This is a genomic window from Paenibacillus sp. JZ16, from assembly GCF_015326965.1.
GTDB lineage: Bacteria > Bacillota > Bacilli > Paenibacillales > Paenibacillaceae > Paenibacillus_AQ.
The window spans coordinates 3,409,005-3,433,143 of sequence record NZ_CP017659.1; the positions used below are offsets into that span (position 1 = coordinate 3,409,005).

The 24,139-nt window shown below is 51.1% G+C and carries 21 protein-coding genes and 1 riboswitch; of the genes, 7 read left to right on the plus strand and 14 right to left on the minus strand.

Going from position 1 to position 24,139, the window contains the following annotated elements; genetic code table 11:
- Positions 1 to 81: 81 nt before the first annotated feature.
- The 3 genes from BJP58_RS15655 to BJP58_RS15665 form a co-directional block, all read right to left on the minus strand.
- Positions 82 to 1,587, minus strand: a complete 1,506-nt coding sequence (locus BJP58_RS15655; RefSeq protein ID WP_194544595.1) for a DHA2 family efflux MFS transporter permease subunit — start codon at positions 1,585 to 1,587, stop codon at positions 82 to 84.
- Positions 1,588 to 1,639: 52 nt separating this feature from the next.
- On the minus strand, positions 1,640 to 2,089 hold the full coding sequence (locus BJP58_RS15660; protein ID WP_194544596.1) for a MarR family transcriptional regulator: 450 nt from the start codon (positions 2,087 to 2,089) through the stop codon (positions 1,640 to 1,642).
- 255 nt (positions 2,090 to 2,344) lie between these two features.
- Positions 2,345 to 2,923 (minus strand): hypothetical protein, encoded by a 579-nt coding sequence (locus tag BJP58_RS15665; protein WP_194544597.1) that lies wholly within the window; start codon positions 2,921 to 2,923, stop codon positions 2,345 to 2,347.
- 203 nt (positions 2,924 to 3,126) lie between these two features.
- Here BJP58_RS15665 and BJP58_RS15670 point away from each other — a divergent pair, with 203 nt between their 5' ends.
- Positions 3,127 to 3,492, plus strand: a complete 366-nt coding sequence (locus tag BJP58_RS15670) for a hypothetical protein (RefSeq protein WP_194544598.1) — start codon at positions 3,127 to 3,129, stop codon at positions 3,490 to 3,492.
- Between the two features lie 106 nt (positions 3,493 to 3,598).
- Here the strand turns inward: BJP58_RS15670 and BJP58_RS15675 are convergent, their stop codons facing one another.
- On the minus strand, positions 3,599 to 4,471 hold the full coding sequence (locus tag BJP58_RS15675; RefSeq protein WP_194544599.1) for a cation diffusion facilitator family transporter: 873 nt from the start codon (positions 4,469 to 4,471) through the stop codon (positions 3,599 to 3,601).
- A 225-nt stretch (positions 4,472 to 4,696) separates the two neighbouring features.
- Here BJP58_RS15675 and BJP58_RS15680 point away from each other — a divergent pair, with 225 nt between their 5' ends.
- A complete protein-coding gene (locus BJP58_RS15680; protein WP_071219622.1) occupies positions 4,697 to 4,885 on the plus strand; it encodes a hypothetical protein in 189 nt (62 codons plus the stop codon).
- Between the two features lie 125 nt (positions 4,886 to 5,010).
- Here the strand turns inward: BJP58_RS15680 and BJP58_RS15685 are convergent, their stop codons facing one another.
- Positions 5,011 to 6,636: an ABC-F family ATP-binding cassette domain-containing protein gene (locus tag BJP58_RS15685; RefSeq protein ID WP_194544600.1), complete on the minus strand. Its 1,626-nt coding sequence runs from the start codon at positions 6,634 to 6,636 to the stop codon at positions 5,011 to 5,013.
- 267 nt (positions 6,637 to 6,903) lie between these two features.
- On the opposite strand from BJP58_RS15685, the gene BJP58_RS15690 reads away from it, so the two are divergent.
- Positions 6,904 to 7,308 carry a DUF1259 domain-containing protein gene (locus BJP58_RS15690; RefSeq protein ID WP_233355086.1) on the plus strand — a complete coding sequence of 135 codons (405 nt, stop codon included), beginning with the start codon at positions 6,904 to 6,906 and terminating at the stop codon, positions 7,306 to 7,308.
- Between the two features lie 112 nt (positions 7,309 to 7,420).
- Here the strand turns inward: BJP58_RS15690 and BJP58_RS15695 are convergent, their stop codons facing one another.
- The 4 genes from BJP58_RS15695 to BJP58_RS15705 form a co-directional block, all read right to left on the minus strand.
- Positions 7,421 to 8,452 carry an MBL fold metallo-hydrolase gene (locus BJP58_RS15695; protein WP_194544601.1) on the minus strand — a complete coding sequence of 344 codons (1,032 nt, stop codon included), beginning with the start codon at positions 8,450 to 8,452 and terminating at the stop codon, positions 7,421 to 7,423.
- 127 nt (positions 8,453 to 8,579) lie between these two features.
- Entirely contained in the window at positions 8,580 to 8,681 is a 102-nt protein-coding gene (gene cydS, locus BJP58_RS34265) for a cytochrome bd oxidase small subunit CydS family protein (RefSeq protein ID WP_422759654.1), read from the minus strand.
- A 5-nt stretch (positions 8,682 to 8,686) separates the two neighbouring features.
- The gene (locus BJP58_RS15700) at positions 8,687 to 9,718 is read right to left on the minus strand and encodes a cytochrome d ubiquinol oxidase subunit II (RefSeq protein WP_194544602.1); all 1,032 of its coding nucleotides are present in this window, start codon (positions 9,716 to 9,718) and stop codon (positions 8,687 to 8,689) included.
- Complete coding sequence (locus tag BJP58_RS15705; RefSeq protein WP_194544603.1) at positions 9,715 to 11,067, minus strand: cytochrome ubiquinol oxidase subunit I; 1,353 nt, start codon at positions 11,065 to 11,067, stop codon at positions 9,715 to 9,717. The genes BJP58_RS15700 and BJP58_RS15705 overlap by 4 nt, the downstream gene beginning before the upstream one ends.
- 359 nt (positions 11,068 to 11,426) lie before the next feature.
- On the opposite strand from BJP58_RS15705, the gene BJP58_RS15710 reads away from it, so the two are divergent.
- Both BJP58_RS15710 and BJP58_RS15715 read left to right on the plus strand, forming a co-directional pair.
- Positions 11,427 to 12,557 (plus strand): virulence factor, encoded by a 1,131-nt coding sequence (locus BJP58_RS15710; protein ID WP_194544604.1) that lies wholly within the window; start codon positions 11,427 to 11,429, stop codon positions 12,555 to 12,557.
- Positions 12,558 to 12,675: 118 nt separating this feature from the next.
- Positions 12,676 to 12,855: riboswitch (Lysine riboswitch) on the plus strand.
- 170 nt (positions 12,856 to 13,025) lie between these two features.
- Positions 13,026 to 14,417: an amino acid permease gene (locus BJP58_RS15715; protein ID WP_233355141.1), complete on the plus strand. Its 1,392-nt coding sequence runs from the start codon at positions 13,026 to 13,028 to the stop codon at positions 14,415 to 14,417.
- Positions 14,418 to 14,493: 76 nt separating this feature from the next.
- Here BJP58_RS15715 and BJP58_RS15720 read toward each other — a convergent pair whose 3' ends face one another.
- The 5 genes from BJP58_RS15720 to xylA form a co-directional block, all read right to left on the minus strand.
- Entirely contained in the window at positions 14,494 to 15,636 is a 1,143-nt protein-coding gene (locus tag BJP58_RS15720) for a transglutaminase domain-containing protein (RefSeq protein ID WP_194544606.1), read from the minus strand.
- Positions 15,637 to 15,743: 107 nt separating this feature from the next.
- Positions 15,744 to 18,095: a YcdB/YcdC domain-containing protein gene (locus BJP58_RS15725; protein WP_194544607.1), complete on the minus strand. Its 2,352-nt coding sequence runs from the start codon at positions 18,093 to 18,095 to the stop codon at positions 15,744 to 15,746.
- Between the two features lie 243 nt (positions 18,096 to 18,338).
- Complete coding sequence (locus tag BJP58_RS15730) at positions 18,339 to 18,968, minus strand: bifunctional 4-hydroxy-2-oxoglutarate aldolase/2-dehydro-3-deoxy-phosphogluconate aldolase (protein ID WP_071219632.1); 630 nt, start codon at positions 18,966 to 18,968, stop codon at positions 18,339 to 18,341.
- A 151-nt stretch (positions 18,969 to 19,119) separates the two neighbouring features.
- Positions 19,120 to 20,616, minus strand: coding sequence for a xylulokinase (gene xylB / locus BJP58_RS15735; protein WP_194544608.1), 1,497 nt, complete (start codon positions 20,614 to 20,616; stop codon positions 19,120 to 19,122).
- Positions 20,617 to 20,823: 207 nt separating this feature from the next.
- Positions 20,824 to 22,140, minus strand: a complete 1,317-nt coding sequence (gene xylA, locus BJP58_RS15740) for a xylose isomerase (protein WP_071219634.1) — start codon at positions 22,138 to 22,140, stop codon at positions 20,824 to 20,826.
- Between the two features lie 367 nt (positions 22,141 to 22,507).
- On the opposite strand from xylA, the gene BJP58_RS15745 reads away from it, so the two are divergent.
- Positions 22,508 to 23,680: an ROK family protein gene (locus tag BJP58_RS15745; protein ID WP_194544609.1), complete on the plus strand. Its 1,173-nt coding sequence runs from the start codon at positions 22,508 to 22,510 to the stop codon at positions 23,678 to 23,680.
- 152 nt (positions 23,681 to 23,832) lie between these two features.
- Positions 23,833 to 24,036, plus strand: coding sequence for a hypothetical protein (locus BJP58_RS15750; RefSeq protein WP_194544610.1), 204 nt, complete (start codon positions 23,833 to 23,835; stop codon positions 24,034 to 24,036).
- Positions 24,037 to 24,139 lie beyond the last annotated feature (103 nt).

Below are 24,139 nucleotides of genomic sequence, written 5' to 3' on the forward strand. Positions count from 1 at the left end.
ATAGGAAATGAAAAAAAGGGTGTCCTCCGTTTGATCAACGGTTAGGACACCCTTTTTTGCGCTGCGCAAAATCGGATCAGATTATACGTTCGTTGCTGCAGCCTCCTGATTTCCTGCGGTTTTCGGCTCTTCCGCCGGCTTGGTCTTCTTGATAAAGAAAGCCAGGATGAAGGAAGCGACGCTGATCCATGTCGCAATAACAAAGGCATAGTTAATGCCATAAATGGTTGCTTCATTCCCCAGCTTAAGCAGGTCGGCCTGATTCTTCGGATCAAATAGCCCCGATTGCATCAGAGCTTCCCCTTTGCTCTCTGCCTGGGTGGACATGACGGTAACTAGAATGGCCGTTCCGATTGAGCCGGAAACCATGCGCAGTGTATTGGACATGGCCGTACCATGAGCGTTCAAGCTCCGTGGGAGCTGATTAAGCCCCGCCGTTTGGATCGGCATCATGAGCATCGACATCCCGAACATCCGGGCCGTATAGATGATCATCATGTGGCTGTAGGACATGGTTTCGGTCAAATTACTGAACTCCCACGTCGTAATGACCGTAATCGCCAGACCGATAACAGCCAGCCATCTTGCGCCTACCTTATCGAAGATCGCCCCCGTGATCGGTGACATGATCCCCATCAGAATAGCGCCGGGAAGCATAAGAAGGCCTGATTCCACCGGCGTGAATCCACGAATCTGCTGCAGATAAATGGGAAGCAGAATCATGCCGGCATACATCGCCATCGTGACAATGACATTGATAAGCGTGGTCAACGTAAACATATTGTATTTGAATATCCGGAATTCCAGCATCGGATTGTCGGTCTTCATCTCCCGCCATACAAACAGGATAAGGGCAATCGCTCCGACCGCTAGGGTCGTAACAACCGGCGTGCTGGACCAACCGTCATTCCCGGCATCACTGAAGCCGTACAGCAAACCGCCAAAGCCCAGGGTGGACAAAATGATGGCGATCATGTCCAGCTTCGGCCGGCTGACCTCGGTCACATTTTTCAGGAAGAATACCCCGATTAGCGTAGCAATGATCGAGAAAGGCAGGATCATGTAGAACAGGACACGCCAATCATAGTGCTCCACAATATATCCGGAAAGCGTAGGTCCGATGGCAGGAGCAAATATCATGGCAATCCCCATCATCCCCATCGCCTTCCCGCGATTCTCAATAGGGAATATGTTCAGAAATACAACGGTCATAAGCGGCATCAAAATACCTGCACCGGCAGCCTGAACGAGGCGTCCGGTAAGCAGTAACGCGAAGTTGGGGCTGACCGCGCACAGCAAGGTGCCTATCGTAAACAGCGTCATCGCACTAATGAACAGCTGCCTTGTCGAGAAACGCGCGATCAGATAAGCGGTAACGGGAATTAAGACCCCGTTCACCAGCATAAAGCCAGTGGTCAGCCACTGGGCTACGGTCGGTTTAATGTTCAAATTCTCCATGATGCTCGGCAGAGCAACATTCATCAATGTCTGGTTAAGAATGGCGACAAAAGCGCCAATCATAAGTGCAGCAATGATAGGTCCTTTCTTAACAGGCTCGCCTGGGCGAGCAATGGTATGGGTACTCATGTGCAGCCTTCACTCTCTTTCTAAGTAAAATCATACATTTAGCATGTTTGTTCTATGTGGACATCTGACCTTGGATGTGCTCAACATTCGTCAAAATTTTACGGTACAGGACACTCAACTGCTTAACCTCTTCGTCCGTTAGAAAGCCATATAACAAATCGCTTAACTCGGCACGTTTATTGGCCAGCTGCTCGATCAGATTACTCCCGAGCGGCGTAATCTCCAAATGAATGACCCTTCGGTCGGCTGTATCCCTTGTTCGGCGCGCGAATCCGCCCTCGATCAATTTATCGGATATGCCCGTAACCGCCCCGCATGTCACATGAATGGAATCGGCCAAGTCCGACAATCTCAATGCTCCCTGTTCGTGAAGCATCTCCAAGGCGGTATACTGCGTTCTGCCTAGTTTAGGAAACCCTTCCTTCTGCCACTCATGGTGCACAGTTCGAACCATCTTCTTAAATAGCATCTCCAACTCCAGAATTTCATTCCGCATGGACATGTATTTTTTACACTCCTTTAAAAGGTCCAGCACTTCTTCAATAGAGACCAACCTACTTCGCCTCTATATACTTTAGTACTAAAACATTTATTTCTAAACATTTACTGATTATAGTGGGGGATAATTATAGTGTCAATGTTTACATATATATTTTTTTCATAGTTTTTTTCTGAAAATAACGACTTTTCTCTTGAAAAACACAAAAAAGACCCAGACTTGGTTTCCTTGTCTGAGTCTTTAGCCGATTCCCTTGCTTTACTTAAACAGCGACGGAATGGACATCCAATCCATCGTAAAGTTCAATTCCAAGCCGTCGGACAGAAACTTCACATTTTTCACAGTTACCAGATCCGGTAAATAGTCCTTGAGCGAAATTTGTATCGGCTCCAGCTGGAACATATTCAAAGGGATCTGGGCTCCCCGGATCGTTGTTGATTCATGCGTCAGGTGAAGATAGCTTCCCTCGGCAGACATCTGAAAACGCAGCACTGCACCAAAGGGAAGAATCCCCCATTGCCCATTCATATGGGCTGTCATCGTGGTGCCATTCATCACGAAATCGGCACCTGTAATATCGACGCCCAGGTCATGGGTGCTCATATATTTTACCATGTTCTTCTTGCTGAGTTCCCCGACTTCTTCCGTGCTCAGCAGCATGCGAGTATCCCGATTTGACACCATGGTCATCAACTTGTCCTTGAAATCAACGGAGCGGTAGCGCATATCCAGAGATTGCGTAGGATAAACAAACCAGACCAACGCACCGACAATCACAAGCAGAAGGACAAATATACCCAGCAGGAAACGTCCGGCTCTTTTTTTTCGACGTACCATCCAAAGCCCCTCCTCCCATAGGATATCCCTGCGGCAACAAGGCTTTTCCCATCTCCAAAGTATATAGGAATCCTTAAAACTTGTCACGAATTGCGAAATGTACCCAATTTTCTTGATTCAAAACATCCAAATCGTGGTTATTACGATAGTGTGTTAAAATAGCGAGATAAAATCATACTTCGGTCCCAAGGAGGAATTATTCCATGAAAAAAACTCTAAGCATTACTGCAGCCCTAGCACTCACCCTGTCTCTGACCGCCGTAGCAAGCGCAGACCCGATTAACGGGACGGTATCCGAAACTTCAGGGACGGTAACTGAAACTTCAGGACCGGCTCCAATCTCGACGACAGACCCTATTATCAAACCGGAAGAAGTCGTGTTGGTGCCTACACCTATGATCGAGATTGCGGAAAGAACTTACTTCTATAACGCTCCAAACGGCGAAAAGCTTGGTGCCTTGGCTCCGCAAAAAATCGACACAACCGGTAATCGAACGGGTGTCGTGCTTGGCGGGGAATGGGTTGAAGTTTATACATGGCTCGGTAAAGCTTGGATTTATGTAAAGTAATCAGGTATGACTGCCGGACTTCATGATCCTTCATGTCTCCTTGCAGGTTAAATGGCAGGTCAAGATGAACTTGGCCTGCCATTTGTATTCGTACCGATCGATTTCCCTAGGACGATTCCTTAGGCTCCACGTGAATATGGACGCTCATAATATTGTGAATCCTCTCCATCTGTTCTTCGATACGGTCACTGATCTGATGCCCCTCCAGAACAGTGATATCCGGGTCCACCTCGATGACAACATCCACCAGCACATGATTGCCGTGAATTCGGGCCTTCATGTCCTTAATCCCCTCGACGCCGGGCGTACGGGCAATCGTACTACGCAAGTCCGACAAACGATTCTCATCAAAACCGTCCGTCAGACTATAGGTGCAATCCCTGAATATATCCCAAGCCGTTTTGCAAATAATGACACCGACCGCTACCGCCGCTACGGTATCCAGCCAGGGCAGTCCGAATTGTGCGCCAATAATACCTACAGCTGCCCCCACACTGACGAGTGCATCCGATAAATTATCCTTGGCTGCGGCCATAAGTGCCTGGTTATCGATTCGCCGTGCGAGATTCCGATTGTACCGGTATACGCCAAGCATCGCAACGGCACAGACGCCGGCTACGGCGGCTGACCATAAATTCGGAATTTCCTTGGAACCTTCAAAAAATGAACGAACGGCTTCAACCAGCACTTGGATGCCAACGACCGCCATGATAAATGAAGCAACCAAAGCCGCAATCGTCTCCGCCCTTAAGTGTCCGTACGCATGATCGGAATCCGGCGGTTTCTGGGAAATTCGCAATCCGATCAATACGGCGAGCGATGCCACGATGTCCGTCAGGTTGTTAAAACCGTCGGCAAGCAAAGCACTGGATGCGAATAAGTATCCACAAAATATTTTAAACGAGGACAACACGAGGTAGGCGGCAATGCTGATCCAGGCCCCGCGTTCCCCTTGTTTGATATTATCATAGGCATTCACTTTATAACGTCTCTCCTTTGCTTGGCTTTCGCAGCCGTCAAGCGATATCCATCATTATCCATATTTAATCCTAGCAAAGGTCATTCGTGTGGGTCTAGAGAAACATAATTGCTTCGGTCAAAGAACCATGGACGTAGAAAATGGTATTAATCATTGTTACCCTTGCCGGGCGATTTAAAAACGAATAAAATGAGGACAAGCGAACACGAAGAGGAGGGTGATACTATGCCCGAGAATAATGAATCACGTAAAGTGAATTTAGCCGATGCAATCCGGCAAAAGCTGGAACAGAAAAAACAGCAGAATGCGTCCGCGAATAAGCCCGGACAATTCCAAGCCGGTTCAGCGCAAAAAATGAAAAGCCAAAACAACAAAAAACCAAACAACCAGCGTCGTCGTACCGGCGGTTCGTAGAAGAGCCAGTATCGTGCTTAACGCAAAAAATGCTGCACCTCCCATACTTGGAAGGTGCAGCATTTTTTTAATGGATCGGACGAGGTGAAAGCTCACGCCCTCATCCTTCGCCATATCCTATTTTCTTAAGCTTCAACCGGGTACATGCTATCCCGAAGTCCCTTGATCTCTTCACTCTCAAGATACTCGTCATAACTCATACTGCGGTCGATGATGCCATTAGGCGTAATCTCGATAATTCGGTTGGCAATCGTCTGAATGAACTGATGGTCATGCGAGGTGAACAGAATCGTTCCGTCGAAATCGATCAGACCATTGTTGAGTGCCGTAATGGATTCGAGATCCAAGTGGTTCGTCGGCTCATCGAAGATCAGCACGTTCGCGCCGTTCAGCATCATTTTGGCCAGCATGCAGCGAACCTTCTCGCCCCCGGACAGTACGCTTGCTTTCTTCAGCGCTTCCTCGCCCGAGAACAGCATGCGGCCAAGGAATCCGCGCAAGAATGTCTCATCTTGATCCTTGGAATATTGGCGCAGCCATTCCACGAGGTTGATATCAACACCGTCAAAATAGGCAGAGTTGTCTTTTGGGAAATACGCCTGGGTTGTTGTTACCCCCCAGCTGTATTCACCGGCATCCGCCTCGGTTTCACCGGTTATGATCTGGAACAGCGTCGTTTTCGGCATCCCGTTCGGTCCAACAAATGCGATTTTGTCGCCTTTGTTTACAACAAAGCTGACATTATCCAGCACTTTTTCCCCATCCATCGACTTGGTGATGCCATCAATCGTAAGCAGCTGCTTGCCCGCCTCGCGTTCAGGTTTGAAATGAAGAAACGGATATTTACGGTTCGAAGGACGTAGATCCTCCAACGTAATTTTGTCGAGCTGTTTCTTACGGGAAGTCGCCTGCTTCGATTTGGAAGCATTCGCCGAGAAGCGCTGAATAAATGCCTGCAATTCCTTGATCTTCTCTTCCTTCTTCTTGTTGGCATCCCGCTGAAGTTCAAGCGCCAGCTTGCTGGATTCATACCAGAAGTCGTAGTTGCCGACATACAGCTGAATTTTACCGAAATCGATATCCGCAATATGCGTACACACCTTGTTCAGGAAGTGACGGTCATGGGATACCACAATAACGGTGCCTTCATAATCCATAAGGAAGTTCTCAAGCCACTGAATCGATTCCAAGTCCAAGTGGTTGGTAGGCTCATCCAGCAGCAGGTTATGCGGACGGCCAAACAAGGCCTGCGCCAAGAGAACGCGTACCTTCTCGTTACCGCTCAGCTCAGACATCTTCTTATCGTGCAGCTCACGTGGAATGCCGAGACCGATCAGGAGCGCTGCCGCATCCGGCTCTGCATCCCATCCGTTCAGCTCTGCGAATTCGCCTTCCAGCTCACCCGCACGCATGCCGTCTTCTTCGGAGAAATCGGATTTCGCATACAGCGCATCCTTCTCTTTCATGATGTTGTACAGCCGGGCATGACCCATTATAACCGTCTCCAGGACGGGATACTGATCGTATTCATAGTGGTTCTGCTTCAGAACCGCCATCCGCTCATTCGGTGTCATATGAACCTCGCCTTGGTTCGGTTCAATCTCACCGGAGAGGATTTTCAGAAATGTAGACTTACCCGCCCCGTTGGCGCCGATGAGACCGTAGCAGTTGCCCGGGGTGAATTTTATATTGACATCTTCAAATAGTGCTCGTTTGCCATAGCGGAGCGTTACGCCGCTTGTACTGATCATTAAGCATTACCATCCTTTATCACTATTGGTTTCAGCACATTATAGCATAAGTACGACGGTTATCGAAGCTTCTGGATGATATAAAACGGTTTTAAACAAATATCACCTCCTGCATGCACCTTTTTCTCTAGTACACGAATGCCGACGATCGAGGCCTCTTTTTCTAGTTTAATAGAAAAAGAGGCTTTTCTATTAATGAAAGAAACCAGTCGGATCAGGTCCCCCTCTCATACGTTATATTATTCTGATATGAAAGGAGGGGCCATTATGGGCAACAAGCTTTGCAATCGCCTGGCTCGGATCATTGGGGGCACAGGAAGCGTCACCAATGGCGTGTGCGTTGTCTCCACGCTGCGGAGGCTAAACGTGAAAATATTGGGACGCCGCAGCCGTTCTCCTTTGACACTGCCTTTCGCGTTATCCTTTGAATCCAAAGACTCCCGTGGCCGCACGTTGAATCTGGGGGAAACCGTTATCCTGGAAAAAGAAATCAATCCGTTTGCGGCGGAACTGCTGAAGCGCGGCATAAAAGTAACCGCCATTCATAACCATTGGCTTTTCCAGAGCAATCCATTCAAATATATCCACTGGGAATCGATTGACGATCCCGTGCAGTTCGCTGAGAAAAGCGCTGCTGCCGCAAGAGCGGTCGGCATTCTGCCAAAACGCTAAACGTTTAGAAGCAACTGAAAATGGGCCCGTAAGGTTATGAAAAACCTTTCGGGCCTCTTTTGGCAGTCTATGGTGTATGGTGCATGTAATCCGAATCGCTTGCACATTTCGGTTATGATGTCACGCTTCTTCGTTCAGGCTGAACCTTAAAGGTTTCTCCGTACTTTAATACGCGAATTCGCTCCTTGGCGATCCCCAGCCGCTCACGTTCCGCTTCCATTCGATCCAGCGCTTCTCTGGCCGTATCGTCTGCCAGCTTGAAGGTGCCGTAATGCATCGGAATCATCGTCTCGGCTTTCACATCCTGGAACGCCTGCAGTGCCTCTTCCGGATTGACGTGCTGCGACGTCATGAACCATTCCGGCTCATATGCCCCGATGGGCATCAGCGCAAGGTGAATGTTGAAGCGTTCTCCGATCAGCTTAAAGCCCTCGAAATAACCGCTGTCTCCGGCAAAATACAAATTCGGCGGAAGCAGGCGGGTGCCATCCTCCGATACAGGTTCGTTATTGCATGATGATTCATCGGAAGAAGCCGAATCCACCTTCGCATCCTGCAGGACAGGCTCCATCACGAACCCTCCCCAATGGGATGTATTCGTGTCAAACGGCGTGCGCCGAGTCCAATGCTGTGTCGGCACGAAGGAGAATTTCACGCCCTTGATGGTCGTGGATTCCCACCACTGCAGTTCAATCACGCGACGAAAGCCTTTGTTGATCATTTTGCGACGCAGACCAACGGGTACAATGATCATGGTGTCCGCACGGTACAGCTTACGGATCGAGGCAACATGCATATGGTCATAATGGGAATGCGAGATCAGAATGACATCGATCGGAGGGATCTCATGAATGGGAAGCCCAGGTTCTCCAAGACGCTTATTAAATCCCATTCTCCGCGCCCATACGGGATCAGTCACGATGTTCAAGCCTTCATATTGGATGAAGAACGTAGCGTGCCCGATCCAGGTAACGGAGGTTTCGTGCCGGTTGCTATGCAAATACTGAAGATCCGGCGTCAGGTTCGGAATGCAGTAAGAATAATCCTTCTTCTTCTGACGACGTTCGTCGCGCCACTGCTTGAATTGTTTAAGTGTTTTATCCGTGCTGACGTTATCGATATTGTTATAGCGAATTTTTGGCATGCAGCCTCCTCCTTCCATTACCCTGTATTTTACCCCGTATTGACCTCTCCGCTCAACTTTGCGCTTGTTGTTCTTTTTACACCGAACGTTTCGTGGCGAAACAACCCGGAATTGCCTTTATCCAGAATCAATCCGATGGATCTTTATACTTGACGACGTAGATCGCCATAAAGGCTACAGCAGCCAGTACGGTGAGCAGCGGTGCTATGAAAATGGCGAAGTCCTCCACTTGCCTCACCCCTTCTTCGCGGATTTGCCGCGAATGTAGTTTGCATCGAACAGAAACAATCGCAGCAGCAGGATCAGGGAAGGAAGCAATACGCAGAAACCCAGGATAAATGCGGTAATCAATGCGATCGCCATCGTATCGTTGGTTATGCTCTCATGAATATGGATGTAATCATAGAGAATATACGGCAGATGCGAGCGTCCATACCCGTACCAAGCAAAGGCAAATTGGAGCATGACCATAATAAAAGCGATGCCGAGCCGGATTCGCTTCCATACGAGGTAAACCGCAATGACAAAGCAGATGAACGACGCGATAAACATCCATGCGATATCCAGCATCTGCCCAAAATGCACCGGATTCTGATGGTTAATCTGGAAAAACGCGAACACCGAAGTCAGGATCGTCGGAGCGCTCCATCCCAGCGCATAACCCCGGACCACGCCAAACGCTACCGCATCCCCCGCACGATGCGCGTAATAGGACAGGAACATCGCCGAGATGTACAGAACGCTCACAAGCGCAAGCAGGATGACCGACCACGTGTACGGATTCGTGAAGAACGTATACCAATGAAGCTCTACCTTCCCGTTGTCCATATAGATAATGCCGCCTTCCGAGATGGCCAATATCGTCGACAACGCTGCAGGGATGAGCAGTCCCGTGGCCCCGTAGAGCCCCATATACACGATATTGTTCCCGGTCTGGCTGCCATACGTGTGATAGGCGTAGTAAGCGCCGCGGATCGCCAGCAGCACAAGGGCCAAGCTGCCCGGCACAAGCAAGGCGGTGCCATAATAATACGCAGCATCCGGAAAAAATCCGACAAGTCCGACCACAAAAAAGATCAGGAATACGTTGGTTACTTCCCAGACGGGAGATAAATACCGCTGGATGATGTTATGAATCTTGTTCTCGTGTCCGGTGAGCACGCTGTAATAGCTGAAAAATCCGGCACCAAAATCAATCGAGGCCACCAGCAAATAGCCAAACAGAAATGTCCACAGCACGGTTATTGCCACCATTGCATAGCTCATTTGCGGTCTCCCCCTTCGATCTCGAGTCCCAGCAGCCGGATTTCCTCTTCCGCGCTTTTATTCCGGAACAATTGGCTTAACACGCGAATCGCGGATACGGATAGCACCAGATACAGGATTATAAACAGCACCAGCATCCAGCCGACGCTTGTTGAAGTGGTTGCCGCATCCGATACCTTCATGTATCCCCGCACAATCCACGGCTGCCTTCCGATCTCGGCAAGGAACCAGCCCAGCCATATGGCTGACATCGATAGAGGCCCCAAAGCCAATATACTAAGCAGCAGCCATTTTGGATAAGGCCTTTTGCCAGGAAGTTTCTTTCGGAACATATACAGGAGCGGAATCAGTACGATCACGGCGCCGCTGGTCACCTTTAGATCGAAAAAATAATGCACCGACATCGGCGGCCTCTCATTCTCCGGAAACTCATTCAGTCCAATGACCTCCGTGCTGGGACTGTTTCCCGCCAATATGCTTAGCGCGTACGGAATCTTCAATGCATACTTAATCTCGTTATTCTCATCCAGAAAGCCGCCGTAAATGAGCGGGGCTTGCCTCATCGTTTCAAAATGCCACTCGGCCGCCGCCAGCTTCTCGGGCTGGTATTTAGCCAGAAATTTGCCGGAGAAATCTCCAATCATCACGGTGGCCACAGCAAAAACAAAGGTAGACACGACGGTGAGCTTCAGCGCTTTCTTAAAGTAGATGTGCTTGCTTCCCCGCAATATACTGAAGGCGGCTATGCTGGCAAGCGCAGCGGCACTGGTCGTAAACGCTGACGCCAGTACATGGCTCACCTTGGTCGGCGTCGCCGGATTGAACATGGCCACGAACGGATTCACATTCGTAAATACCCCATCCACCAGCTCGAAGCCCTGAGGCTGATTCATAAACGCATTCATGCTCGTGATAAAGAACGCTGACGCGGAGGAGCCGATCGCCACGGGAATAAGCAGCAGCAAATGGGTCCATTTATTTTTGAATCGATCCCATGTATAAAGATAAATGCCTAAAAAGATCGCCTCCACAAAAAAAGCAAAGGTTTCCATGAACAGCGGCAGCGCAATGGCTTTACCAGCGACGCGCATAAAGGTGGGCCATAACAAGCTGAGCTGCAGGCCGATGGCGGTACCTGTCACGACGCCGACGGCCACCGTAATCACATATCCCCGCGCCCATCGCCGGGCAAGCAGCGTATAATGGTTGTCCCCTGTCCGAATCCCCCTCCATTCCGCCAGAGCCAACATAATCGGAATCCCAACGCCGATGGTTGCCAGAACAATATGCACAAACAGGGTCAAGCCGGTCAGGATCCGGCTCATCAGTACGGGATCCAGTGAAGACATCAGGTTCACTCCTCGGTTTCGTTATCCAAAATGTTCCATATAACGCAGATACCCTTTCACCGCGCCGTATAGCATAATGGCCGCAACAATAAAGCATAGAATCGCAAGCTTTCGCTCCTGCTTCCTGTGCATCCGTTAGCCTAGCCTCCTTTAAGTATTTCAGTCCATCTGCAAGAGTGCGGCCATCTAACATGTGATTCTTTGAAAACCTAAATGCTTTACAATCCCATCATTATCAGTTTTACAAACCTTTCCTCTTTTTATCCAAAGTCCGGTCATTTTGTTTGAATCCTTGCCATGATGTTTTTTCCGGCATGGAAAAGAGGTACAATAAGAGGATAAGGAGGCGAGATAAACCCATGAAAATTACATTTATTGAACCAACCCCGAGCCCGAACTCCATGATGCTTCGACTTGACGAAACGCTGGAGCCCGGGATTCGAAGAACATATACACTGGATAACGAACGGTCGGCTCCCCCCTGGATCAGGCAGCTGCTCCATATCCCGGGCGTAAAGAGCGTTTTTCATACCCTTGATTTCATCGCGCTCGACCGCAAAGGCAACGCCGATTGGCCTTCCATTCTGGGCGCCGTTCAGGAAATATTCGGTCAGGAGGGGCTTGCCGCCGGACTCCAAGAAAATGCGGAAGATTTTGCTTTTGGTGAGGCTCAAGTGTTCGTCCAGTATTTTCGGAATATACCGATGCAAATCCGTGTCAAAAGCGGGAATCAGGAAGAACGCATCGGTCTGTCGGAGCGCTTCGCCCAAGCGGTGGCCGCCGTCGGAACCACAACGCTCATCAAGGAGCGCAAGCTCAAGGAGTACGGCGTGCGCTACGGCCAGCTGGAAGACATCGCCCGTGACGTAGAGCAGGAGCTTGAAGCTGCCTTCCCGCAGGAGCGCCTCGATAAAGTCGTTGCCCAAGCGATTGCCCACGGCGCCAGCGACGAGGATTTCGTCGAGCAGCGCCGGAAGCTGACAGACGAGGAAACCGAAGCCGCGCTGCAGGATGAGGACTGGCGCGTCCGTTATGCCGCGCTGGATGCACTGGAGCCAACGGAGAAACACATTCCGCTTCTCCGCCAAGCCCTTCGGGATCCGAAGATGCAGATCCGCCGGCTCGTCGTTGTGTACTTGGGCGATCTGCGCACCCCTGAAGCGATGGAACTCCTGTATGAAGCCATGCGCGACGAAACACCGGCCGTTCGCCGTACCGCAGGCGATACACTGTCCGATATCGGCGATGCTGCCGCTACCCCGGTCATGATCGAATCGCTCAAAGACAGCAGCAAGATCGTACGCTGGCGTGCAGCCCGCTTCCTGTATGAAGTAGGCACCGAGGAAGCTCGCTCCGCTCTGGAGGAGGCTGCCAATGATCCGGAATTCGAGGTTAGTCTGCAGGCACGAATGGCACTGGAGCGCATCGAATCCGGCGAAGAAGCAGCCGGAACCGTATGGCAACAAATGGCCAAACGGAATCAATCGTAATTGCATCTTCGGAACTGCCTTAGAACCGTAAAATTTAACCATTGCTTCTTACATGGAATGTGATTTATACTAGGACTCTCTTGTTAGAATTGAATATACAGATAGCCTCATCATTCCAAGATGAGGTAGAGGTTGCAGACATGATCAGTAGTTGTGCCGAGGCGAAGAGAAGCCGGTGAAGCACAGTGAAAGGCATGAATGCCGAAGTGCAGGGTATACTCTTGTATCCTGTGCTGGGGCCGTTGTCGAAAGAGACGGAACTGTCACGGGGATTTCCCCGTGTTGTGCTATCTTCATGGAGGGTATGATGCGGATACGATAATGACCGCAGGTATAGGACCTGCGGTCTTTTTGTTCTAACAGGGTATATTTTAAATATCATTTCTTAATGTATAGAAGGAGTGTTCGATCTTGAATCGCAAAAAAGCACCGGCTGCTTCGCTCAAGCAGAGCTTTAAAGCCCGTCATATGACAATGATCGCCCTTGGCGGATCGATCGGTACCGGCCTCTTCCTGGCAAGCGGAACGGCCATCGCCTCTGCCGGCCCAGGCGGAGCGCTTATCGCCTATGCTGCAGTTGGCCTCATGGTTTACTTTCTGATGACCAGCCTCGGCGAACTCGCTACGTATCTTCCGGATTCCGGCTCATTCAGCACCTACGCCTCCCGGTTTGTCAGCCCCGCCTTCGGATTTGCCGTCGGCTGGAATTTCTGGTACAACTGGGCCGTTACCATCGCCGCCGAACTCGCAGCGGCGACGGTTATTATTAAATTCTGGTTCCCGGACAGCCCGTCATTTCTGTGGAGTCTTCTGTTCCTGGCGATTATGTTCGGCTTAAACTTTCTATCTGCCAAAGGATACGGCGAATCGGAATATTGGTTTGCTATCATTAAGGTGGCAACCGTCATTATCTTCCTCATCATCGGAGTCATGATGATCTTCGGTATTCTTGGCGGTGAAGCCGTGGGATTCACTAACTTTAGTCTCGGCGACGGGCCGGTACACGGCGGGTTCTTCGCGCTGGTCGGTGTGTTTATGGCTGCAGGCTTCTCCTTCCAGGGAACCGAGCTGATCGGGGTCGCGGCCGGCGAGAGCGAAAATCCGAGAAAACACGTCCCTAAAGCCATCCGTCAGGTGTTCTGGCGCATCCTGATCTTCTATATTTTCGCTATTTTTGTCATCGGCATGCTGATCCCTTACACCCATCCGAGCTTGCTTCAATCCGGGGTCGACAATATCGGTGTCAGCCCATTCACCTTGGTGTTTGAGAAAGCCGGCCTTGCGTTTGCGGCTTCCGTAATGAATGCGGTCATTCTCAGCTCCGTGCTGTCGGCAGGAAACTCGGGGATGTATGCCTCAACCCGTGTCCTATATGCCATGGCGAAGCAAGGAATGGCTCCGAGATGGCTGAGCCGGCTGAACAGCCGCGGCGTACCGGTTGCGGCTCTAATCGTAACCTCTGCCGTAGGCATGCTGGCCTTCCTGGCCTCCTTCTTCGGCGATGGTGTAGTCTACGTGTGGCTTCTGAATGCCTCCGGAATGTGCGGATTCATTAACTGGCTGGCCATTGCCGTGAGTCATTATCGCTTCCGCAAAGCTTATGTCGCCCAAGGTAAAGACCTGAAGGAGCTGCCGTTCCGTGCACGCTGGTTCCCCTTCGGTCCCATCTTCGCCTTCCTGCTCTGTCTTGTTGCCATTATCGGTCAAGGCAATTTCAGCGGGGAGATCGATTGGTTAACGATCATTGCCACTTATGTCAGCATTCCGTTGTTCCTCTCCATCTGGTTCGGCTACCGCTTGATTAAGAAGAGCCGCATCGTACCATTGGACGAGTGCGATTTGAGCACGAACGTTAAATAAGTTAAACCGGACATACCAAAAGCAGCTTCCCTCCCATACTTGGGAACGGAAGCTGCTTTTTTGGGATACGGACACATTACCAAATGATCTGCACTCTAAGATCACCTGTGTTCTCAAACGCATGATGATAATATTTGATAGAGCCGAGATTGCTCTTCATCTGCACTTGCTGGAGCACATTTACAAGCTCTCGCTCGCTGCCGTCAAACCTGAACACCAGCTTCCGGCTGCCTTCAGCCTTAGCAGCATTAACCAGTGGTTGGAGCTGTGTGTAGGAGCTGACGATGGAGCGGGCATCATAGAGCTGATATTCCAAATCCCGCTTCAATTGTTCGTATACTTCAGCTCTCGAACGATCCTTCGCAGCTAGCCCGGCCAGCGTGTTGCGGTAAAGCGTGCTCGCCTTCGGATAGGATTTCACCCAGGTATGATCGCGGCCCATCTGTTCATCCGTCCGGAGATAGTACGTATAGGATACCTCGTTGTCGCGATCCGGCACGGGATCGTTCCACGTCGTGTCCAGATGGTACCATTTGCCGTCCAGAAGAACCAGATTCCAAGCATGAAGCTGGCCCTTTGGATTATCGGAGGCATAAGCCGTGCCCTCTACGATTTTGTTCTGGATCCCTGCTCCCTTCAGCAGTTTATGCGTTAACAGGGAATAACCCTGGCATACCGTGCTTCCGGTGTAGAGTCCGTCATAGGCCGTATATTTCGTAAGCGTGGTATCATACTTCAAGTTCCGGACAACCCAATCGTGGATGGCTTTCACCTTCTCATGATCATTCATGCCCGGCTTGATGATTCGCTTCAAAATGCTGTCGGCATTCTGGTTCACGTAGTTCGTCTGCTCCGCAGTCTCGCGGTAACTCAACCGAACGGTAACATTGGCGGAACTGGATGTCCCACGATAGTCGTAGCTATAGCTAGCGATGGTGTAGTGAATATAAGGATCACTGGCCATCGCCTGATCAAGTGCATCTTTAAGCTGCGATTTCAGCGATTGGGTCTCTCCCTGGTAAACAAAACGCACCGTCGATTGCCTGTCGCTCATCGCTGTCAGCAGCTTCTGTTGAATCCCATCGACCGACTTCACGACCGCTTTGTTGGAGGTGGCATAGACATCACTGAGATTAGCTGGTTCAGGTACTGCTGCAACGGTTACCGCCAAAGACCCTATGAACAGTAATTTAACGATTGTTCCTCGGCTTCGTTTCATCGGTACACCCGCCCTTCATCTTCCTCATCCGTATGCACCATTATTGTAACACATAACATCAGGGCTTATGGGTTCTAGTTTTGTCGACCGGGCACGAATATCAAATGCTACCAATAAAATGAGGACAGGAAAGAATCGCTGCGTCCCGCCAGCTTCGACATGCGGACCAGTACCTCCGCAGCTTCCGCTCGCGTCACCTCACGCTCCGGCAAGAACTTGCCATCGACCGCCGGGAGAAGCCCCAGCTTGAGGGCGATCAGGGCTGCGCCTTTGTTAGTAATGGCGTCGGCATCCGATATTCCCTGCACATCGGTTGGCAGGATAAAGGCTTTGGACAGCTTCTCGTAATTCAGAATACGGGTCAGCGAGCTTGCCAATTCATCCCTTGTCAGCTTGCGGTCCAGCTGCAGCGTGCTGTCCGGATCATAAGGAATCCAGTTCTGCCCGATCAGCACCTGAATGGCCTGATAATACGGATGATCCGGCTGCAAACCCGCGTATGGATCCATGGTAGATCTTCCATACACCTGCTCGTAGGACGGACTCACCGAAGCCGCCACCAGCTGATACCATTCGCCAAGGGTAATTTGGCGATCCGGGTATACCTTTCCGTCCTTGTCCGGAACCAACACCCGATATTTCACCAGCTCCTTGAGAGCCGCTTCCGCATCATGCCCCGCCGCATCGGTAACCGCCGGAATATCCTTGCGGCTCATTTCAGGCGTAATATCGCGCCATTCTCCGTTCTTGGCATCAAGCGGTACCGCAATGCCGCCATAAGCCGCCTTTTTGTGTGTCGGATAATAAATCAGCTTAATGAACGGCTTCATAATCTCACTACCGTTCGTTGCGTAACCGCCGTAGTAACCGTACTTCAGCTTCAGCTCAATTTCTTCCAGATACTTAGCTTTTGCCTGCTCCGCACTGACGGCCGGCTTTGCATCCGTTGGCAGCTTGGACAGGACAGCTTCGGAATTCACACTAAAGCCCTGGATTTGCCCGTCGGCCTCAATCGTGAGGTTCAGGGAATCGCCCATGACGCGAATATTACCGATATAGCGCTGAAATGAAAATTGATAGTTAAGGGTTTTAGTGTCTTTGCCCATTTTATCAACGGATGTCAGCTTCCATTCCTCGACAGCATTCGGCACCAGCCTGCTTACCGTCTCGAATGCGAGATCCTGCGCAGCCTGCTGCGAAATCGGGCTCTTCACTTCTGGAGCACCGGTCCGGTCAAAACGATATCGGTTGTAGGAGTAGATTTGTCCGGTCTTGGCGTCCACCTCTGCGGATACCATCTCTCCTCCGCCCATGGCGGAAAGATGGTTCTCGCCCCATCTTATATTCCACGTCTTGATCTCATTATTGTTCCATCTGGTACCCAGCGACTTGGATTCTGTCTTCAAGCCGGTCGGGAGTTTGATCTGCGATTCCACCCATCTGGCTGCTGCCTCTCCGCCAGCGAATGGAGCCGTGATTGGCTTGAAGATCTCTTTGGACTCCGGAATCGTGCCGTTCTCAATCGAGGTGAACTCACTTTCTTCCCCAGTAAAACTAATGAACTTGCCTGTATTGGCATCCATTGAATTCGCTGATTGATCATTAGGTATGTAACCTAAGAAATAATTGCCTTTGGCGTTGTTATATAAATGATCAGGTACATAAGCCAAGGAGACCTGGAACTGATCCTCAAACAATTTACGAATGGAGGCCTCATTCAATTTCGGTGTGGATGATGGAAACTCTTCATTGACTTGATTGCGGGAATAGTTAATGGTATTGCCCTGTCCGTCCAGCGTGATCGAAATGCTGTTCACATCCGATTCAATTCCGTTCACCGAGGTCTGGAAATAAAAATCAAACCGCGGCGGACTGAACAGCGCCGTCTGCATCCCGAGATAAGCCTCATTCTCCTTAAGCTCGCTGGCCTTCAGATCCGATACATGGCTGCCGATCCATTTCAGCGCCTTCTCCTTGGCTGCTCCACGGGTTATCACCGGTTTGTCGCTACCTTGGTTCAACAAGGAACGAGGGATATAAATGTTAATAAGTTCACCCGTGACCGCATTGACCTGGGCATTGAAGCCGGAGCTTGAGTTCCCTTTAGTCAACACCATTTGCAGATCCCAAGCAAGCGCGCTCGATCTCATGCCATCATTCTCCAAGAACTGCACATTCGATACATTCACGTTCTTTAGCTCCGGGAAAGCCTTCTTGATGATGTCTTCCGCCTGCTTGGACGAAATTTTTGCACCCTTCGGTATTTCGTTATCCGTTACGCTTTCCGAACCGGCGTTATCGCTGCTAGTCACGGCAGTTACCGTATCAGATACAGCGACTCCGCTGCCCGGAACGGAATTGTCTCCCCATACCGGCTGCGCCAAACATAACATAGCCGTAGCCGTAACCGCACACACGGTCTTTTTTACCCTTACCTTCTTCTTACCTGATGGATTCAACTTGATTCGCTCCCTTCCATTACTTGAACCTAACCATGCCTTACTTACACATGATGATATCCTTAACAAGTGACTGTACACGGCAGCAATGACATAACCAAGCTACCTAAATAATACCATAACTTGTCTATATATTCCTTATGTAGCAAGCTTCCAAAACATAACCAACATGATTAAGGATGAACGAAGTGTAACTATTTCGATCCCGCTTCTTACGAAGGGGAACACCCTATTGAACACACGCTAGCCAAGCTGGGCAGCTTCAACAAAAGCCGCGGTACGACGCCTGATCTCCTCCTTATTTCCGGACGCGAGCGCATCCTTCGGGAGCAGCGCGCTGCCTAAACCTACCGCAACTGCACCTGCATTAAAATAATCCGCAAGATTATCCAGCGTAACGCCGCCCGTGGCAAGCAGCGGAATGTGACTCAGCGGGCCCTGAAGCTCCCGGATAAATGACAAGCCCAGGCTGGCCATGGGAAACAGCTTCACGATCTCGGCGCCGGCTGCGTACGCCGCAACGATCTCCGTCGGCGTCATCGCCCCAGGCCATACATCAATTCCTTGCTCCAAAGCATATTCGATAACGGAAAGATCCGTGTTCGGCGAGATCAGAAATTGCGCTCCGGCGGAGACCGCCTCCTTCGCCATCTCCACATCAAGCACGGTTCCCGCCCCTATATATACGGCGCCATCATACCGAGTACGCCAATCCTGGATCATATGTAAAGCGTCTTTCGTATTCATCGTCACTTCCATGAACCGAATTCCGCCTTGGGTCAACCCTTCTCCTACGAAGTCCGCCTGTTCTCTCGTAATGCCCCGCACGATGGCAACGATTTTCTCGCGTTTGAGCTCAGGTGTCAGTTTCATTGTCTTCCCCCCATTTCTATTTACACTTCCGGCACGTTCCTAAATCGCATGGCTGCAAATTTCAACCTGCTTCAAGTATATGCGGTCCACCGCGTTCACGCAAAAAAAGCAGGCCGGGAAACCTGTATTCCCGACCTGCTCTTCTATAGGGTTATCCCCGGAATTCGGACAGCTCAGCGCCTAGTTCACGCGTTGCTCCATATACGCTTTGATAGAGTCCAAACAATTGGTCATAAGCTTGAACTGCCTGCGGATTGGGAGAATACGAGCGTGCCTGCCGCAAAAACGCCTTGGCGCAGTCCTGAAGGCTTGGGAACCAGCCGCAGCCGTAGGCTGCGAGCATTGCCGCGCCCATAGCCGGGCCCTGTTCACTTTCCAGCTTCACGATTTCAGCGTTGAACACGTCCGCCTGCATTTGCAGCCACGTTTCGTTCTTGGCGCCGCCCCCGATGGAAATGACGCGGTCGATCCGCTTGCCGGATGAGCGAAGGATATCGATGGATTCACGGAGAGAGAACGTGATTCCCTCGAGTACCGAACGTGCAAAGTGAGGCAGCTTATGTCCCGCGTCCATTCCGATAAAACTGCCGCGAATGGTAGCATCCGGATGCGGCGTGCGTTCACCAACGATATACGGCGTGAACAGCAGACCTCCGCTGCCAACCGGGATGCTTCCGATATCGCTTAACAGCGCGTCAAAGGAGACATCCGGCGCAAAGGTATCCTTGAACCAGGTCAGGCTGTATCCCGCAGCCAGGGTCACGCCCATGATATAGTAAGCATCTTTCTCGCCATGATTAAAGAAATGGACCTTGCCTTCAAAATCCACCTCGCGACGCTCCTCATAGGAGAGTACCACGCCCGATGTACCAATGCTGCACATCGTCTGCCCTTCTTCGAGAATACCTGCGCCGATGGCGCCGCAGGCGTTGTCCGCACCGCCAGCAAATACCTTCGTATTTGGCAGCAGAGCGGCTTGCTCGGCGATCTCAGGGAGCAAGGTGCCGCACTGATCGAAGGATTCGACCAGCGGCGGGCATAGGGTGTGCGGCAGCTGGAAGGCATCCAAAATGTCGATGCTCCAAGACTTGCCCGCCACATCCAGCAGCAGCGTTCCGGCTGCATCGGAATAGTCCATTGCGTATTGCCCGGTCAGGCGGAAACGCACATAATCCTTAGGCAGCAGGAACAAGGCAGCCTGTTCGAGCAGCTCCGGTTCACACTCCTGCACCCATAGAATCTTGGGTAGAGTGAACCCTTCCAGCGCGCGATTGCGTGCAATCCCTAGCAGCTTCTCCTGCAGAGTCTCCTCGATTCGACGGCATTGCACCGTTGTGCGCGTGTCATTCCATAGGATGGCCGGCCGCAGCACTGCACCCTCACCGTCTACCAAGACCAGACCATGCATCTGGCCGGAGAAACTTAACCCCTCAACCTCGGATGGGTCAATGTTGTTTCTGCTCATTAATTCCCGTAACGACAATACCGTTTTGTCGACCCAATCCTCCGGTCGCTGCTCGCTGTAACCCGGCTTCGGCTGGCTCAGCGGATACGACTCCGAATGCTCGGCGACAACCTTGCCGCTTGGGTCCACCAGCACGGTCTTCACAGCACTGGTCCCCAAATCAACTCCGATAACGTAACTCATCTATATCCTCCTTCGTCTCCTCATGAACCGAACATGAAAACATCGTTGGCACTTCCCCCGGCGCACGATGCGTGATCCGAGGTATGCTTGGATGGCTGTCGACCATAGCTCGCTATAGTTTCCTGATTGAAATAAGTACACCGGCTTCCCTGGAGGGAGCCGGTGAAGGTTTGGATTTCATGGTACAAGCGCTAAAGAGAGTATCGATTAATTTGCAAGAATGTACTGATTCAGAATCGCTTTCAGCATTTCTTGACGTCCGGATTCGTTCTTGCGCGGGGACTCGTTGTTCAGGGCGTACTCTGCAAGGGAAGCCAGTGTAGCCTTGCCGGATACGACGTCTGCGCCGATGCCTTCGTTAAAGCTGCTGTAGCGTTTCGCGATGAAGTCCTCGAAAACGCGGTCTTCGATCAGCTTCGCTGCCACTTTCAAGCCTTTTGCGTAAGTGTCCATACCCGCAATGTGCGCATGGAACAAATCTTCCGGCTCGAAGGACGGGCGGCGAACCTTCGCATCGAAGTTCACGCCGCCGCGGCCGAGACCGCCGTTCATCAGCACTTCGTACAGCGTCAATGTCGCATCGTAGATGTTAACCGGGAATTCGTCCGTATCCCATCCGATGAGCATATCGCCTTGGTTCGCATCGAGGGAACCGAGCATGCCGTTGATACGTGCTACGCGAAGCTCGTGTTCAAAGGTATGACCGGCGAGCGTGGCGTGGTTGGCTTCGAGATTCAGTTTAAAGTGCTTGTCGAGGCCGTACTTCTGCAGGAATGCAATTGTTGTAGCCGCATCAAAGTCATATTGGTGCTTGGTTGGCTCCTTCGGTTTAGGCTCGATCAGGAATTGGGCGTCAAAGCCGATTTCCTTCGCATAATCAACCGCCATATGGAACAGGCGTGCCAGGTTATCCAGTTCAAGGCCCATATCCGTGTTGAGCAGGGTCTCATAACCTTCGCGGCCTCCCCAGAACACGTAGTTCTCGGCGCCGAGGCGTTTGCCGACTTCAAGGCCTTTCTTCACTTGGGCTGCCGCATGAGCGTATACGTCCGCGTTGCATGTAGTGCCCGCACCATGCATGAAGCGTGGGTTCGTGAACATGTTCGCCGTGTTCCAGAGCAATTTCTTGCCAGTGGATTTCATGTGGTCTTCAATCGAATCCACGATCGTATCGATGTTGCTGTAGAACTCGCGCAGGCTGCTGCCCTCAGGCGCAATGTCCACATCGTGGAAGCAGAAATACGGAAGATTCATTTTCTCCATGAACTCAAAGCCTGCCTCAACGCGTGCTTTGGCGAGGTCCATGCCGGAGTAGTTGCCCCAAGGGCGAACCGCAGTGTCAGCGCCGAACGGATCCGAACCGCCTGCAGTCAATGTATGCCAGTAAGCCATGGCGAAACGGAGATGCTCTTCCATCGTTTTGCCGGCTACTACTTCTGTCGGATTATAAAATTTAAAAGCATAAGGGTTGGTTGATTGGCTGCCTTCGTACTCGACTTTGCTAATGTTGTTAAAATAGGCCATGAATAAATCCTCCTATACCTTGTTAAGGTGTGGTTAACGCTTACAAGGTTATCCTAACACAGGATTTCTACTTTGTCTATTGGTTAAACAAAGTTATTGCTTTACAACTTTTTCAAATCCGGTGACACCTGCTTTTAGGGCTATTTCTACAAAAGATCAACACATCTCTGTTTAGCTCACTGCCTAGAATTCCTGCAATTTCATATTTAAATGTTATGACGATGGAAACCACCGAACAAAAGATTAACGCGCACCCGGGCAGCGTTACGGGCTGTTGCAATTTCCGGACTTTGCCCCTAGACTATGAGCATATCAAGTCTCCAAAACTTATCATGATCAGGAAGCAAGACTAAAAGGATGAATACACATGGCGAATATTACCGGTGATCAGGCTCTGGTCAAAAAAATAAATACTTCGATTATCCTCGATACGATACGTCAGCACGCCCCTGTCTCCCGAGCGAAAGTCTCCAAGCTAACCGGACTGAACAAGGCTACCGTCTCCAATCTCGTGCAGGAGCTGTGCAGCAACCACCTGGTCCAGGAGATCGGACCCGGCGAATCCAGCGGCGGCAGGAAGCCGCAGCTGCTGCTGTTTAACGGACAAGCCGGTTATGCCGTCGGCGTTGAGCTGCGCGTCAAGCAAATGACCGCCGTGCTTACAGATCTGGAAGGCAAGATCCTTGCCGAAGAAGATACCGCCCTTGTAGGGCATGACGTGGAATCGGTGACGCGGCTGATGGTTGGTCTGATTCATGGCCTGATGCGGCAGACCCCTCCCTCCCCGTACGGGATCATCGGGATCGGCGTAGGCGTCCCTGGAATGGTGGACGGTGACGGCACCGTCCTCTTCGCTCCCAACCTGGGATGGGACATGGTGCCGCTGCAGAAGCAGCTAGAGGACGAGCTCGGACTTCCCGTAACCATCGACAATGAAGCAAACGCGGGTGCCCAGGGCGAGCTGCGCTTCGGAGCTGGCCGGGACGCCCGCCATCTCCTCTATATCAGTGCCGGCAGCGGTATCGGCTCCGGCATCATCATCAATGGCGAGCTCTATAAGGGGGCCCGCGGATACGCTGGCGAGAGCGGCCATATGTCCATCGATGCCGATGGACTGGAATGCACCTGCGGCAACCGCGGCTGCTGGGAGCTGTATGCCTCGGAGAAATCCTACGACAGCAAAGGCGCCGCTCTCCCGTCCAGGCGGACATCCGAGCTGATTCACCATGCAGAGCGAGGCCATGAGGAGACTATCCGGCATTTTGAAGAGCTTGGACGTTATCTCGGTATCGGCATTACCAATCTTGTCAACGGATTCAATCCGCAATCGGTCATTATCGGCGGTCCGCTGTCCGACGCACGGGCTTGGATTGAGGATACGCTGCGACAGGTCGTTGCCCAGCGCACGCTTCCTTACCACCGTGAGCTGATGGAGATTCGGTTTGCCGAGCTGGGCAGCCGCTCCACCCTGATCGGCGCGGCTTACTCCGCCATCTCGCAGTTTCTGGGGCCAGTGCGAGTCTCCATGCCGATTCATTAAAATTGACGATATTTTGTCGTAATAACACCCTGCATATTAAGGAAAATCCCGCGATTTTCCGCTATAATTAATCTCGTCCTGCAATTTAAATCACGCTTCTCCTCGTGGAGATGCCGTGTGATCGTTATACTAAAGGGAGAGGAAACGCTCAAATGACCTATGTAAGCACTGCGGAAATATCGGCGGAAATGTTTGTGACCGTATTGCTGTGTCTCCTAGTTATCGCACCTTTGTTCAGTCTCGCCATCATGCGTTTTTTTCAAGGCAAGAAAAAAGCCGGCTTCATTCTCCTCGGCTCCGGCGTAGCAGCTTACGTCGTATTCCAGATCATCATGAGTCTGTTTTTTAACAAGTGAACACGATCTGAGCGAACGTCAGCAGCATATCTCGGCAACAAAAAAAAGCTCCTTCCCGGAAATCGGGGAAGGAGCTTTTTATCATAAGCAAGCAATAGGCTTG

What these genes read in the sequence shown, in the direction of transcription:
- BJP58_RS15655 (WP_194544595.1), bottom strand. Translation starts at nt 1,587, where the DNA reads ATGAGTACCCATACCATTGCTCGCCCAGGCGAGCCTGTTAAGAAAGGA.
- BJP58_RS15660 (WP_194544596.1), bottom strand. Translation starts at nt 2,089, where the DNA reads ATGTCCATGCGGAATGAAATTCTGGAGTTGGAGATGCTATTTAAGAAG.
- BJP58_RS15665 (WP_194544597.1), bottom strand. Translation starts at nt 2,923, where the DNA reads ATGGTACGTCGAAAAAAAAGAGCCGGACGTTTCCTGCTGGGTATATTT.
- BJP58_RS15670 (WP_194544598.1), top strand. Translation starts at nt 3,127, where the DNA reads ATGAAAAAAACTCTAAGCATTACTGCAGCCCTAGCACTCACCCTGTCT.
- BJP58_RS15680 (WP_071219622.1), top strand. Translation starts at nt 4,697, where the DNA reads ATGCCCGAGAATAATGAATCACGTAAAGTGAATTTAGCCGATGCAATC.
- BJP58_RS15685 (WP_194544600.1), bottom strand. Translation starts at nt 6,636, where the DNA reads ATGATCAGTACAAGCGGCGTAACGCTCCGCTATGGCAAACGAGCACTA.
- BJP58_RS15690 (WP_233355086.1), top strand. Translation starts at nt 6,904, where the DNA reads ATGGGCAACAAGCTTTGCAATCGCCTGGCTCGGATCATTGGGGGCACA.
- BJP58_RS15695 (WP_194544601.1), bottom strand. Translation starts at nt 8,452, where the DNA reads ATGCCAAAAATTCGCTATAACAATATCGATAACGTCAGCACGGATAAA.
- BJP58_RS15700 (WP_194544602.1), bottom strand. Translation starts at nt 9,718, where the DNA reads ATGAGCTATGCAATGGTGGCAATAACCGTGCTGTGGACATTTCTGTTT.
- BJP58_RS15705 (WP_194544603.1), bottom strand. Translation starts at nt 11,067, where the DNA reads ATGTCTTCACTGGATCCCGTACTGATGAGCCGGATCCTGACCGGCTTG.
- BJP58_RS15710 (WP_194544604.1), top strand. Translation starts at nt 11,427, where the DNA reads ATGAAAATTACATTTATTGAACCAACCCCGAGCCCGAACTCCATGATG.
- BJP58_RS15715 (WP_233355141.1), top strand. Translation starts at nt 13,026, where the DNA reads ATGACAATGATCGCCCTTGGCGGATCGATCGGTACCGGCCTCTTCCTG.
- BJP58_RS15720 (WP_194544606.1), bottom strand. Translation starts at nt 15,636, where the DNA reads ATGAAACGAAGCCGAGGAACAATCGTTAAATTACTGTTCATAGGGTCT.
- BJP58_RS15730 (WP_071219632.1), bottom strand. Translation starts at nt 18,968, where the DNA reads ATGAAACTGACACCTGAGCTCAAACGCGAGAAAATCGTTGCCATCGTG.
- xylB (WP_194544608.1), bottom strand. Translation starts at nt 20,616, where the DNA reads ATGAGTTACGTTATCGGAGTTGATTTGGGGACCAGTGCTGTGAAGACC.
- xylA (WP_071219634.1), bottom strand. Translation starts at nt 22,140, where the DNA reads ATGGCCTATTTTAACAACATTAGCAAAGTCGAGTACGAAGGCAGCCAA.
- BJP58_RS15745 (WP_194544609.1), top strand. Translation starts at nt 22,508, where the DNA reads ATGGCGAATATTACCGGTGATCAGGCTCTGGTCAAAAAAATAAATACT.
- BJP58_RS15750 (WP_194544610.1), top strand. Translation starts at nt 23,833, where the DNA reads ATGACCTATGTAAGCACTGCGGAAATATCGGCGGAAATGTTTGTGACC.